At 32.6% G+C, this 14,018-nt stretch carries 9 protein-coding genes; 8 read left to right on the forward strand and 1 reads right to left on the reverse strand.

Annotated elements, in window-relative coordinates:
- Positions 1-308: 308 nt before the first annotated feature.
- The 8 genes from BLP58_RS09755 (at position 309) to BLP58_RS09785 (ending at position 12,192) form a co-directional block, all read left to right on the forward strand.
- Positions 309-935, forward strand: coding sequence for a tyrosine-type recombinase/integrase (locus tag BLP58_RS09755; protein WP_013851232.1), 627 nt, complete (start codon positions 309-311; stop codon positions 933-935).
- 103 nt (positions 936-1,038) lie between these two features.
- Positions 1,039-2,631, forward strand: a complete 1,593-nt coding sequence (locus tag BLP58_RS09760) for a zinc-ribbon domain-containing protein (RefSeq protein ID WP_013851231.1) — start codon at positions 1,039-1,041, stop codon at positions 2,629-2,631.
- Positions 2,604-3,062, forward strand: a complete 459-nt coding sequence (locus BLP58_RS09765) for a zinc-ribbon domain-containing protein (RefSeq protein ID WP_013851230.1) — start codon at positions 2,604-2,606, stop codon at positions 3,060-3,062. Before BLP58_RS09760 ends, BLP58_RS09765 begins: the two co-directional genes overlap by 28 nt.
- A gap of 133 nt (positions 3,063-3,195) precedes the next feature.
- Complete coding sequence (locus BLP58_RS09770; RefSeq protein ID WP_013851229.1) at positions 3,196-4,431, forward strand: hypothetical protein; 1,236 nt, start codon at positions 3,196-3,198, stop codon at positions 4,429-4,431.
- 513 nt (positions 4,432-4,944) lie between these two features.
- Positions 4,945-5,382: a hypothetical protein gene (locus BLP58_RS09775; protein ID WP_013851227.1), complete on the forward strand. Its 438-nt coding sequence runs from the start codon at positions 4,945-4,947 to the stop codon at positions 5,380-5,382.
- 89 nt (positions 5,383-5,471) lie between these two features.
- Complete coding sequence (locus BLP58_RS12475) at positions 5,472-8,909, forward strand: helicase-like domain-containing protein (protein ID WP_013851226.1); 3,438 nt, start codon at positions 5,472-5,474, stop codon at positions 8,907-8,909.
- Positions 8,910-9,092: 183 nt separating this feature from the next.
- On the forward strand, positions 9,093-11,000 hold the full coding sequence (locus tag BLP58_RS12480) for a helicase-related protein (protein WP_013851225.1): 1,908 nt from the start codon (positions 9,093-9,095) through the stop codon (positions 10,998-11,000).
- A gap of 70 nt (positions 11,001-11,070) precedes the next feature.
- Positions 11,071-12,192, forward strand: coding sequence for a hypothetical protein (locus BLP58_RS09785; RefSeq protein WP_013851224.1), 1,122 nt, complete (start codon positions 11,071-11,073; stop codon positions 12,190-12,192).
- A gap of 556 nt (positions 12,193-12,748) precedes the next feature.
- On the opposite strand, the gene BLP58_RS09790 is transcribed toward BLP58_RS09785, so the two are convergent.
- Positions 12,749-13,819 carry a hypothetical protein gene (locus tag BLP58_RS09790; protein WP_013851223.1) on the reverse strand — a complete coding sequence of 357 codons (1,071 nt, stop codon included), beginning with the start codon at positions 13,817-13,819 and terminating at the stop codon, positions 12,749-12,751.
- Between the last annotated feature and the right edge of the window lie 199 nt (positions 13,820-14,018).

Raw genomic sequence — 14,018 nt, forward strand, 5'->3', positions numbered from 1 at the left:
TTTTAATATGCTGAGAGAGTAATTCTAAGGCACGATTCATTTATAAAGGCTAATAACTAATCATTTAAAGCCATAGAATGCTAATTCTTGTTTTTAACCAAAATTAGCATTCTTTTTTGTGCTTTCTAACTATGTAGAATAATGAGATTATTCTACATAGGTCATCTGATCAAGCATTATTCCGCTATGTCAATTTGGGGGTGTGTTGATTATGTAGTATAATTAGCTATAGACTAATTATACTACATAGAGTAGCAAAACACTTGTATATCAAGGACTAATACGCAATTAATATGAGGAGACGTAAATTGAAGCATAAAGATACTCGTCCAATTACTGATCCAATAATTTTAAAGAAGTTTCTGAAGCATTTACGTGAAGATACTAGTATGGGAGAAAGAAACTATGCTATATTTCAAACTGGTAAAGCGACCTTATTACGGGTAAGTGATGTTCTAGCTTTGAAAAAGAATGATGTCTTTCAATCAAATGGCAGAGTTAAGAAAAATGCTTATATCGTTGACAAAAAGACTAAAAAGCCTAACCGATTATATTTAACTCCAGTTAGAGATGTTTTAGAGGATTACTATGATTGGCTGCAAGAATATGAAAAGAAGCATCCCTACAAGAAGCTGTTTTCTTCTGAATGGCTATTTCCAAGTTCTAGGAGATTAGGTGAGGATATTCCAATAAGAGAAAATAGTTTTTATAGAATTTGTCATCAGACTGGACTTAAAATTGGAGTTAATTGGATTGGCTCACACTCGATGAGAAAAACAGGAGCTTTTATGGTTTATCAGCAGACTAATCATAATACTGCTTTAGTTATGAAAATGCTAAATCACTCCAGTGAAGCAATGACTTTAAGATATTTAGGTCTTGAGCAAGAAAGACGAGAAGCATTGCTTGATCAAGTTAATTTCAATTTATTGTGATGCTGAGAGAGCAATTCTAAGGCTTAGTTCATACTTTGAAGTTAAACTAATAATTAAATGCAAATAAATTTACTTCTCTAATTTGCTTTAGAAAGGATACAAAATGTCAGCATTTCAGGATTTACCAGAAAATGATACTCGTAAATCTACATATGCAAAAGGGAAACAAACTCAACAAATACTAACTAATACTTTTAAGGAAGTAAAAATTACAGATACTAAATTTTTTAAATCTTTTGAAAAATTATCAAAACAATATCCTAATATATTTGCTGAATGGGATAAAAAGAAAAATAAATTTGATCCTTCGCATGTCATCACATTAGGCTCAAAATATTATTGGTGGTTGACTCCTTATGATGACCCAAAAACTGGAAAGCATTTTGACTTTTCGTGGAAGGCAACGTTAAGGCAAAGAATTAATAATAGAAAATGCCCCTATATTGATGACTTAAAAGTATATTCAGGGTTTAACGATCTAAAAACTAGATGTCCACGTCTTATGAAGGAATGGGACTATAATAAAAACACTTTAAATCCATCAAATATTTTATGGAAGACTACTAAAAAGGCATGGTGGATATGTCCTCGAGGGCATTCTTATGAAACACGAATATCTCATCGAACTAATTTAGAAAAGCCGTCATCCTGCCCATATTGCTGTAATCCACCTCGTAAGATTCTAGCTGGTTTTAATGATCTATGTACTACTAATCCTGAATTGTTAAAAGAATGGGATTACAATAGAAATCCAATTAAACCTAATCAGGTATCTAAAGGATATAGCAAAAAAGTATGGTGGAAATGTAAACTTGGACATTCATATAAGCAAATGATTAGTTATAGAGTTAATGCTATTAATAGCGGGAAATTTGGAACTTGTCCATATTGCTCTAATCAAAAACTACTGCCAGGCTTCAATGATTTAGCTACAAGATATCCAGAACTACTTAAGGAATGGGATTTTAATAAAAATAAAATAAAGCCTAATCAAATTATGCCTGGTACACGTAAGAAAGTGTGGTGGAAATGTCCTTTTGGCCATTCTTATTCTAGTTATCCCTACAATAAAATCGGTATTAATCATAGTGACTGTCCAATTTGTGATAAAGAAAATCATACTTCTTTCCCTGAGCAAGCAATATATTTTTATGTAAAACAGGAGTTGCCAGATGCTATAAATTCTGACCAAGATACCATAGGAATGGAACTAGATATTTATATTCCGTCAAAACGTACAGCTATTGAATATGACGGCTTTGAATGGCATCGTAAACATTTGAAACGAGATGCCAAAAAAGATGCTCTTTGTAAGCAGAACGGTATTAGATTAATTAGAATTCGTGAGGGAGGTTTACCTGCAATTGATGATTCTGTAAATATCACAGTAACTACTTCAAAGGAGCTTGCTTCTTTAGCTTCAAGTATTCAAGAAATATTTAAGCTCTTAAATAAATCCAATCATGTAAAAATTAATCTAGAAAAAGATGCAACTAATATTTACGAAAGTTATATTAAATCAAGAAAATCCAAATCTCTTTTAAAGTTATTCCCTGATATTGCAAAAGAATGGCATCCTACAAAAAATGGCCGACTTCTTCCAAGTATGGTTTCATATGGTACACAAAAAAAGTGTGGTGGAAATGCCCTCACGGTCATGAATACCGAATGGAAGTTTATACTAGAACAGTACTAAAGTGCAATTGCCCAATTTGCAATAAAAAGAAAGTATTAAAAGGCTACAATGATTTGGAGAATTGGTGCGTTAAACATAATAGACGTGATTTGCCACTAGAATGGGATGCTAAAAATGATAAAAGCCCCTCAGAATACTTTCCTCATTCTGATCATAAGGTATGGTGGAAATGTCAGAAATGTGGTTATCAGTGGAAAGCAAAGATAGATAATCGCACAAGAATGCATGCAGGATGCCCCAAGTGTGGTATAAAATCAATATCCGAATCTAAATTAAAACCAGTTATTAATCTTGATACTAAAGAAAAATATGCTAGCTTAACAGTAGCTCAGAAAAAAACGGGAATAAATAAACAATGTATTAGTGCGGTTTGTCGAGGGAAGCAAAAAACAGCTGGACATTATCATTGGGCATTTATTCAAGTTAAATAATACTTATTTTTCTTTGAAATCTGATATTTATTCAACTTTCGTTTTGAAGGCTAAAAATTTTGTATTATAAAAATGCAAAAGTAAATAGAAAGGATTATTAGGCTAGTTAAGAACTAATCTAATTAATAAGAAAATGAATCAAGATTTAAAAGAAATAATTTTAGGTGTCAAAAAGATTTGGGCTAATTCGGTCATACTGTATGTCTTGCCAGAACAAGGTTCCAAAGAGGGAATGATTTACAAGTCGATTGATCATAATCACGAAAAGAGTCTGACACATGACTTACTTAATTTGCTGTTGCAAGAACAATTTCTACGTGAATTTAATTTTTCTGCCACTTTGGAACTACTTAAATCTTCCATTGGAAAAATGAGACCTGAACTGTTCGATTTTGAATATGATTTAGATCATTGTCGCTCTTTGTTTGAAGACTTTAATCATTTAGAACAGCCTACTGACGAAATCAAGGTTCAATTTGCTAACAAGCAACTAAAAGAAATGAATGAAAAGCTTGAAAAGTTAAGAGCAGACAAAAAGCCCTTTAATTACATTTTTTACTCTAATATAGATAATCAAACTATTTATTGCCAAGACACCGATAAAAAAGCGGTTCTTTTAATGGAGCTAGTAGCAAATGTATGTCAGGAGCTGCATTTAAATCCAAATAGTCTAATTGATGCGATGATTGAAAAAGCCAAGATGCTACGTATCCAATTGATCATGGGTACTTACAATAAAGAAACCCAGCAAAAGTCAATTTTATTGAAGTTATCGCAATTTGGCTATTTAGGCTTTTATCGTGGCTATGATGAAACTAAGATCCAAGATAAAATGATTAGAGTCAGCAAATTTGTACAAAATAATGGTTCTGACTGGCATTGCGTATTTGTTGAATCACCGAGAACTAATTACTTATCCATTTCTTATACAGACTTTGCTGAGGTTAAAAAGAATATTTTAACTCTCTGTAGAGGAGACGATAAGCCAGAACACATTGAAAAAAATGCAAATTGGCTAAAATTAGCTTTTTCTACCATTGATTTGAACAAGTGGTTTTATCCAAGCAAAAAATGGAATTCTACTAGAGATTCAATTTCTAAATTTTCTCATGTAGAAGGGAAATCACCATTACCAGTAGACGAATTTGTACAAGATAATCAATCTCAGGTCAACGGGATCTTATCAGAAGTGGTAAAAAATAATATGACCAACGTAAAAAGTGCCTTCAATAAAAAATTAAAAAAGGAATATCAAGAGCCATTAGGATCTGTGATTTTCCAATTATTAGGAACTTTAACTAGTGTTTACCCAGAACATCAAGATGAAATTAAAGATTTTGGCCGTACAATGGAAAAGAAATTGCTATAATTAACATATTCACAATTATGTTAAATAAGAACTAGAAGAATAATATTTAAAAAGCTCAGTACAAAACTGAGCTTTTTAGCATAGTTGACATATAATTCTTACAAAACAAGAGACTACCAGCCTACAGGCTCACCAGTAGGGCCTATTGGCAATCCATTTTCAATTGCAAATTCAGCTAATTCACTTTCACTCATTTCGCTTAATTTCTTTTGCATAAAGATCACTACTCCTAGCTCAGTATAAAATTTTCTTACCTTTATTTTAACAGGCTCGCTAAAAAAGCTCTTTTTTTAGCTTTTGTTCTAACTCAAAACTATCTTTTGTATAATATAGTCGTAAGTAAATCTTTGATTTATTTATTTTGATTCAACTCATCTGTATATGAGTTTTGGTCGTAAGCCTATTGTTAGGCTATTTATTGTTGTTTATTTTAAAAATTATTGTTTATTAATTAATAGAATTTAAGGCTTAAGCATGTCGCTTAGGTCTTTTTTCTTTAGGAGGAAAATGATTATGGCAAAAATGTCAAAAGAATCAGAATTGATTATGAAAAAGCAAAGAGGTTACAGATGTGAAGACATGTCACAAGGACATCCGCTTCTATCTGAAATGGTTTCTAATGAGGTCATTGATCTAGGTAATTTGGATATTCCTGCTACTTTAGGTCTTAAAGTTGATTGGGATAAAGATTACTCAGAGAAAGAACTTAAAGGTTTAGCTGATAAAGTATTAGCTGAATTAGCTAATCGTATGCATATTAAACCTAATTATCTACATTATTTGTGGCTTTGTGCTACAGAAGATGATGATAAAGCATTGTACCAAGACAATATGTCTTCTGGCGAAATTGATTGCTATAGCTTTGATGATTCTTCAAGCATTGTTGCATCAGATTTAGGCAATGAGGGGACACTCATTGGCAGCAAGAAGCCATTTAATTACATTGAATAATTAACAATTAACTTAAGTTTGAAAGCAGTTAACTCAAATGAGAATGACTGCTTTTTTGTTTTTTAAATTACCAAAGGAGTTTTTTACAGATGCAAAATTATTACTTACCTGCAGATGCTAATGAGGATTTCTTCCCCAAGAGAAATGCAGACAAGATCAAGAACAACATTGAGATTATCAAGTTAGTTAAAGAACTAAACCAAGAAGGTAAGCAAGCTACAACTGATCAGCAAGCAAAATTAGCTACTTATGTTGGTTGGGGTGGCTTAGCTAATGAATTCTTTGATGAATTTAATCCTAAATATCAAACTTATAGAGAAGAGCTTAAATCACTGGTTTCACACGATGAATATCAAAACATGAAAGCTTCATCCCTAACGGCATACTACACTAACCCAGCTATTGCTAGGGCTATGTGGCAAAAGGTAACTGACTCAGAAAATGATGATTCTGAATTTACCCACGGTAATGTGCTTGACCCTTCAATGGGTACTGGTATTTTCTTTATGACTATGCCTGAACAACTACGGGGGAAGGTTAACTTATATGGAATTGAATTAGACACCATTACAGGGATGATTGCTAAGCAGTTATTCCCAGAAGCCCATATTTTTGTAAAAGGCTTTGAAGATGTTAAGTTTAAAGGTGCTCACTTTGATTTAGTAATTACGAATGTTCCCTTCGGAGACACTCGTCTACTTGATGATAGTGGCAATAATTCATACTACATTCATGATTATTTCTTGAAAAAAGCCGTTGATGTTACTCGTGACTATGGATTGATCGCTATTATTACGAGTACAGGGTTAATGGATAAGAGAACCAACAATATCCTTGAGAAGATCGAGAACAAAGTTGCTTTTTTAGGCGGCGTTAGAATGCCAACTGATGCTTTTAAGCAAATTGCTGGTACCCAAGTTACAACTGATATGCTATTTTTCCAGAAAAACATGCGTGGTGATTTAGATACTTTTGGTGATGCTTTTATGCCTGCATCCCAATATCCATTAGACAGAAGAGTATGGTTAAATACCTACTTTATCAGTCAGCCACAACAAGTTTTAGGCTCAATCCAAATTCAAAATTATCATGGTGCTACTCTTACAGTAGTAGATAAAGGTGATTTTTTAGATGAATTGCCAGCTGCACTTGGCCGAATTCTACCTGCTCAATATCTTTACCCCGTTGACAGCGGTAAGGTTGAAATTGAATCAGACAAGTTAGCTGATACTACCTTGCCTGATAAGATCAGAAAACTACCATTGTTTGAATATGGTTATGCTAACGGTATTATCTATTTCAATGGAATTGATGGTATTGTCAAAGACGGCAAGCCCGAACAATTTACTTACTACACCGATGAATCTACTAATGAATATGTAGGTACTTCAGAATCAGCAAGTAGAGAAGAGGACTATCGTAAGCAAACTGATAATGGCCAAAAGAGAATTTATGATAACTACGTATCTGCTAAGCCTAATAAGCGTGGCAAATATGCTGGTTGTATCAAGCATGTGGTATTTTACTACACTAATTATTCTGCTAAGGAAACTAGTATTCTAAAAAGCTACATTGATTTAAGAGATACTTATCAAAAGTTGATTAACTTACAACTTAGTCCTAAATATGGTAAGAACCGTGCTGAGTATGATATTCAGTTCAGATCTTTATTGCAGAGAATGAATGATGTTTATGATCATTTTGTGGCCAACTTTGGCTCAATTAATCTCTCTAAGAATACTAAGCTATTCCGTGAAGATAAAAAAGCTGCATTGGTTGAAAGTTTAGAGAATCATATTCTTGATCCCAAAACTGGTAAACAAGTCTACATTAAAAGCCAAGCTTTCAAGCAAGCTACTGTTAGACCAAATAGAGTAATCAAAAAAGTTGATTCAGCTATTGATGCTTTACTATCTTCTGTTTCAGAAGCTCGTGGCGTAGACTTTACTTACATGAAAACCATTTATCCAGGCCATTCTAAACAAGAAATCACAGATCAATTGGCTGATCATATCATTATCGATCCGCAGAAATACAATGAGACAGGTAAAACTGAATATATTACTAAAGAGGACTTCCTTTCTGGGGATGTTGTCACCAAGAGGGATGTACTGAAAGAATTAATTGAGAACAATGATTTTGCTGCTAACTGGCAGCATTATCTTGAACTAATTGAAAAGGTATTGCCTAAGCGTCTTACTATTGCTGACATCTCTTTCCATATTGGTTCACCATGGATTCCCGATAAGATCATTTCTAATTTCTTATTAGATAATTTCTTTGATCCTAATAAGACCTTTAATGATTCAATTACTGGATCAAAAGACCAGGATTTAATTGTTCACACACCTAAAGGAAGAGCAATTGCGGAACAGCCTTTTGCCGAGTTAGTTTACTCTGTTGAATGTTCAACCAAGGCTAACAAGTTTAGGTTTAGGATTGAAAGAAATGGCCAAGCACTAGCCGGCTATGATAATCCAATCACCATTTTTAATTACTTATTGCAATCAAAGCAGCCAACAATCACTATGATTACTGGCTATGACAAGAACGATAAGCCAATTAGAGAAGTTGATGAGACTAGCACCGCAATGCTTCGTGACTTAGAAAGAAAACTTGAAGCTAAATTTGCTGACTACATTACCAATAATGCTGCTTGGTCTAAAGAGCTAGAAGACACTTACAACAATAAAAACAATCGCATTGTTAATAAGAAGTATGACGGCTCACGCTTACATATTAATGGGCTGGCCAAGGGTTATCATTTACGTCCTTATCAAAAAAATGCGGTTCAGCGGATTATTGAAGATAAGCGTGCCTTATTAGCTCATGAAGTAGGTACTGGTAAAACATTAACTATGATTTCTGCTGGCTTTAAGCTTAAGGACTTAGGCTTAATCAATAAGCCAATGTTTGTTGTTCCTACTAACTTAGTCTCACAATTCAGTCAAGATATTCTTAAATTTTATCCAACTAAAAATGTCTTAGTAACTACTGCAGAAGACTTTAGCACTAAGAATCGTAAAAGATTCCTAGCTAGAATTATTTCAGGTGAATATGATGCTGTAGTTATTGGCCATAGCCAATTTGAGAAAATCCCAGTTAGTGTTGAAGCACAACATAACTTCATTCAAGATAGGCTTAATAGCTTAGAAAATTCCATTGCTTCCTTAAAGGACAAGGGAGAATCTATTAGCGTTAAGCAACTTGAAAGAAACAAAAAGGCTTTATCAAATAAGATCAAACGTTTATCCATTAAAAACCAAGATAACTTCTTAACCTTTGAAGAACTTGGCGTAGATTTTCTTTTTGTTGATGAGGCACATAATTATAAGAATATTGCTCCTGCTACTAGCTTAGGAAGAATCAAAGGTATCAATAGTCAGACTTCTAAGAGAGCTATGGATATGCTAATGAAGATCAGACTTTTGCAAAATAAATATGACTTTGGTCATGTTGTCTTTGCTACTGGTACTCCTGTATCTAATACTATTAGTGAGTTATGGACAATGATGAACTACATTTAGCCTGATATTTTAGAGAAATTCGATATTGCTAATTTCGATGATTGGGCTGGCTCATTTGGTAAGATTCTTAGTGAACTTGAATTAAATACAACAGGTAACAAATATAGACCAGTTAAACGTTTTGAACGATTTGTTAACTTACCTGAATTAATGAATATATATCACATCACTGCTGATGTGCAAATGGCTGATGGCGCTCATTTATCAGTTCCTAAAGCTACTAAATATGTTATTAAGTCAGAGTTAACTAATGCTCAACAATCTAAATTGCAAGAGTTAATTAATCGTACTGACGCTATTCAAGATCATGAAGTTACTCCAGATCAAGATAATATGCTTAAAATTACTAATGAAGCTCGCAAGCTTACACTTGATATGCGCTTATTTAGTAATAATTATTCAGCGGATGATTCTACTAAATTGAATCAGGTTGCTGATAATGTTTACCGTATTTGGAAGAGAACTACTAAAGTAAAAGGTACTCAAATCATCTTCTCTGATCTTGGTACTCCTAAAGCTGGCCAATTTGATGTTTACAATGAATTAAAAAAGTTGTTAGTTGTAAAGGGCATCCCTGTAAGAGAAATTGCATTCATGCACCAAGCATCTAACGATGAAGCAAGAGTTCAGCTTGAAAGAAAAGTTAATGCTGGTGATATTAGAGTTCTAATTGGTTCAACACAAAAAGGTGGTACTGGTCTTAATGTTCAAACTAGAATGAAGGCCGCTCATCACTTAGATGTGCCTTGGAGACCATCAGACATTATTCAACGTAATGGACGCTTAATTCGTCAAGGTAATATGTTCCGTTATGTTGAAATTTATCACTACATTACTACTGGTTCTTTCGATAATTATCTGTGGCAAATTCAAGAGAACAAGTTAAAGTATATTACTCAAATTATGACTAGCCACTCTCCAATCAGAGCTATGCATGATGTTGATTCACAAACTATGACTGCATCAGACTTTAAAGCCATTGCAACACAAAATCCTTATTTAAAGCTAAAAATGAAGGTCGATAATGACTTGACTTTACTAGTTAATCAAAAACATGCTTTTGACCGTAACTATAGAGAAGATGTCCGTACTTACGAAAGAAGCAAAGTCGAAGCTCCAGTACTTGCTAAGGATATTAAGCGTCTTAAAGAAGATATAGCTACTACTAAGCCGTTTAAGCACAGCCTTTTAGCAACTGATATTGTCTTTAATAATGGTCAAGTATTTAAGTCATCTCGTGAAGCAAATAAGAAATTATTCTTTGCGATTAGAGCTGCTGCATTTGCTGGCGCTGGTCATACGGGTAATAAGCCTATTGCTAAAATTGCAAACTTGTCAATTGAAGCTGGCTACAACATGACTTCTAAGATAACTACTGGTACTTATGGATTACATACTTGTGCCACTATATTTTTAGTAGGCAAGGGGAGTTATCCATTACGTGTTGATTTGACTGACTTTCTTCACCTAAATTACGCCTTAAGAATTCGTAACTATGTTGTTAATTTGCCTGGACTGCTAAAGAGTTGGGAATATAATTACAACAAGAAGCAGAATATTATTAAGCAGGGTGTAGGCACAAGTACATTTGCCAAATTAACTAATATCCAATACTTGTCTGAAAAGAAAAAAATCTTAGATCCACTTATTGCTGGGGATGCAAAGGTAGAAAAAATCACTGCTCAAATTACTAAATTTGAAAATGAATGGGCTACTTCACATCCTGATTTTGCTGAAAAAGCAAATAAAGCAAAAGAAAAAGTTGAAGCTGTTAAATATAATAATGATCCAAATGACTATGATGATAGTCTGTTCGAAGACTTAGAAAGTAAAGCAGAAGAAAAAGCAGATACTAAGAGTATTGCTAAAGTTGAAATTCCAACCTCTACTAAATCTGCTCTTAAAAAGCCTGTCGCTAAAACTAATAAGAGTGATAGCAATAAGGTAACTGTAACTCTTACTAAGTCTACAGAACACTATGAAGAGATCAATTTATTTAGTTTTGATTATTCTAAAGATAAAAAGATTAGTACCGAAGATAAAAAGCCAAGCTCTGTATCAGCAAAGCCTAAGCAATTATCTTTGTTCTAATTTTTAATAAGGCTCAGAATCGTTTCTCTGGTTCTGAGCCTTTTTGGTAAAAAGAGAAGGAGATTTATTAATGTTTAAAAATATTTTTGAAGTGTATGCGAAGGCAATTGCAACTTTATTTGCACCTGTTGGTTCATTAAACTCCATATTGGAAGCTGCATTACATTCAAACTTGGTAGCTGATGGTGACACAGAAGTTAAAGTTACTTCACTTTCGACTAGTGAATTATCATCTGAAACAATAAATGCTATTCAAAATAGTATGTTCCAAGATGGATCAAAAAGTTGGCTAAAACATATTTTTAGAGTTCAGTATCATATAGCTGACTCTTCAGATAATGAAAGCTTAGATCATCATATTGTGATTGCTGACGACCATGTTAAGCTTGACCAAGATAAATTTTCTGTTTCAAGATATTTCTTCTACAACAGAAGAATGCCACATGAAGATGATAGTCAGTGTTTTGAATTTGTAAATGCACAAAAGTTAATTGAGATTTTTCGCTTTAGAAGCTTAGTTTTTAAAACTGTTTCTAAATTGAGTACAGATCAAATACTTAACAGCCGAGAAATAAAAAGTATGTTTAATCATCTTGATTCAAACATTAATAACTTCTCTGATGTTAAAAAAGCCATTCTTAAAAAGAATGATCTAGCTTACGCAGGTATCACTAGGGGCATTTACTTATGCAATAACCGATTCTTAAAGCAATGGTTCAATACTCATAACTTTCAAAGAAAACCGAATAAATTTCGATATAAGTTATTCGATGCAAAGCAAGCATTGTTATTTGGCGATTATTCCAAGTTAACACCTACTTTTGATAAATTTGATTCTCTGTATAATAATTATATTGATTATGGTAATGATGTGATTAATACACCGTTAATCCATGTCATTGAAACTTGGCTAAATGATTATTATTTGACTTGTCTAACTAAAGTCATTGCTTTTCATGCATTTGACATAAAACTTTCAAATGATGATATTAGTCATTTATTTATTATGGAGGGCAAAAAATATAAGAGAAGAGTAAGAAAGGTAAATCATACTGTAGTTAAATCTACCGATAAGTATGACTTAATTGATCATCTTGAACTAGACACTTCAGCACCTACACAAAAGGGGAGCCTAAGTAAAAAAATTAGTCAGTCTAAAGATGTTTGTTCTAAGCAACTTTCACTCTTTTAGTTTATAAAAATATATAAGCATCTAAGAAGGCAACTTCTTAGATGCTTATTTGTTTACGAAAAGAATTTAACTATAGCTTTTTTAGTTCTTTAGCTTTACATATTTTTAATTATGTTTATCTTTGATTAAAGTTCTCACTTTATGTAAAGTTAAACTGTTACATACATGAATGAGCAGAGTATTTCTTGGATTTTCAATCTTGAATCAAAGCAATCTTAAAAAAATAAAATTATAGTTAAAATAACAAAATTTGCTCTTAGGATTAAACCTTTAGAATCTTAGTTTTTTAGTAATTAGATTAATTAAAGCTATAAATTTCAATTAGAATAATTTGTCCTTCAAACTAGCATAAAAATTAATGTTGAGAGCGTCATTCTAAGACATTCAAAAAGTTATAAGACCAATAATTAATAATTTAAATTAGACATTTATCTTATTAAACTTAGCTGATTGTGACCACTTTCGACACCACTTCAATGTTTTTGCTATCCTTTGCATAAAACAAAGATTTTAATCAAAGATGAATATTGAAAACTAACTCTTCTCTTCCAACTTTTTAAACAATTTTTGGCAATTCCATGCTTAATCCAATTTGAGTTAAATCAGCAATCGGAGGTTCTGGAGTAATTTCAATCGAATAACCATATTTTTTCAATGCTATGACTTCAAAGGGACTTAAATTTCTAATTGTCGTGTTAAGCGAATAAGTATATTGCACAATTGGAGATTTACTTCTTAAAGCACTATTGCAAACTCTAAGATTGGCACATAGCAAATCTTTATTTAAGCTATGGGAAGAAATGAATTCTTTGCTTTTTAGCCATTTTTGAGCTAATTCTCTTGAATCTAATGAGATCATGTTCAAACTATTTTTTATTCCTGAATTGCTACACCCATAACTCGAAAGATACGCAATTCCAGCCATAGGATCAAATCTAATTGCCTGCTTGTGTGGGGAGCTGGGCCACGTAAATGTTTGCATACCAATATTATAGTTATCTGCAACGGAAGTAAATCTTACATTATCGTCAATTTCATTGATATTGCTCTCATCAGAAATTAGCATTTTATCCTTTTCATCATATAAAAATCTATTTAAGGTGGCTATGCGATTCAAATTTGAAATCTTGGACTTGTTTGACTCTCTAACTATGATGTTAAAGGTTATTTGTCTTCGGAACGAGAAAAATCCTACGTGCCAAATTTCACTTATAATGGCCACGTAATCTTTTCCAAGTAATCTTGGAAACTTAAAGCTAATCCCTCTATATTCCCTATTCTTAAACTTACTAAAAGGAATTAATCTACCAGTACTATATCTACTGGATTTAACTTTAATACCCATATAAGTATCTTCATAAATCAAGCGATTATCTCCTGCTTCAAGGATGTCAAAAGTGACATCTAGAGTAATTACACCATAATTAACTATCTCGGATAGCTTGGGAGACTGCATGTTTTCAAGCCCAGAATTAACCCAATTTTCACCATTAGCAACTGCCAACAAGCTAGGACAATACCAGAATATATTAGGGATACTATCCTTTAAATCTACTGGTCGAATTACATATTTTTCTAATGCTTTAGAGCTACCAATTAAATAGCTAGCCAATGTTTCTTTACGCATAATTTCACCTTTCAGCTCCCTATTTTAATGACTGTAAAGTTTAGATCTAATTTTGCAAATAATAATTTTAATTTGCATAAAAAAAAGAAGCTTTTCCGAAGAAAAGTGAAGTGAGACCTAAAAGTGAGACACTTTTAGGTCTTTTACTATGTCTAAATTTAATAAAGAACAAAAGATAGAAATTTATCGTAAATGGAAA

The sequence above is a fragment of the Lactobacillus kefiranofaciens genome, from assembly GCF_900103655.1.
Classification (GTDB): domain Bacteria; phylum Bacillota; class Bacilli; order Lactobacillales; family Lactobacillaceae; genus Lactobacillus; species Lactobacillus kefiranofaciens.

Bases quoted from the DNA above. Each gene is read 5' to 3' on its own strand.
- BLP58_RS09760 (WP_013851231.1), top strand. From the start codon at position 1,039: ATGTCAGCATTTCAGGATTTACCAGAAAATGATACTCGTAAATCTACA.
- BLP58_RS09765 (WP_013851230.1), top strand. From the start codon at position 2,604: ATGGAAGTTTATACTAGAACAGTACTAAAGTGCAATTGCCCAATTTGC.
- BLP58_RS09770 (WP_013851229.1), top strand. From the start codon at position 3,196: ATGAATCAAGATTTAAAAGAAATAATTTTAGGTGTCAAAAAGATTTGG.
- BLP58_RS09775 (WP_013851227.1), top strand. From the start codon at position 4,945: ATGGCAAAAATGTCAAAAGAATCAGAATTGATTATGAAAAAGCAAAGA.
- BLP58_RS12475 (WP_013851226.1), top strand. From the start codon at position 5,472: ATGCAAAATTATTACTTACCTGCAGATGCTAATGAGGATTTCTTCCCC.
- BLP58_RS12480 (WP_013851225.1), top strand. From the start codon at position 9,093: ATGGCTGATGGCGCTCATTTATCAGTTCCTAAAGCTACTAAATATGTT.
- BLP58_RS09785 (WP_013851224.1), top strand. From the start codon at position 11,071: ATGTTTAAAAATATTTTTGAAGTGTATGCGAAGGCAATTGCAACTTTA.
- BLP58_RS09790 (WP_013851223.1), bottom strand. From the start codon at position 13,819: ATGCGTAAAGAAACATTGGCTAGCTATTTAATTGGTAGCTCTAAAGCA.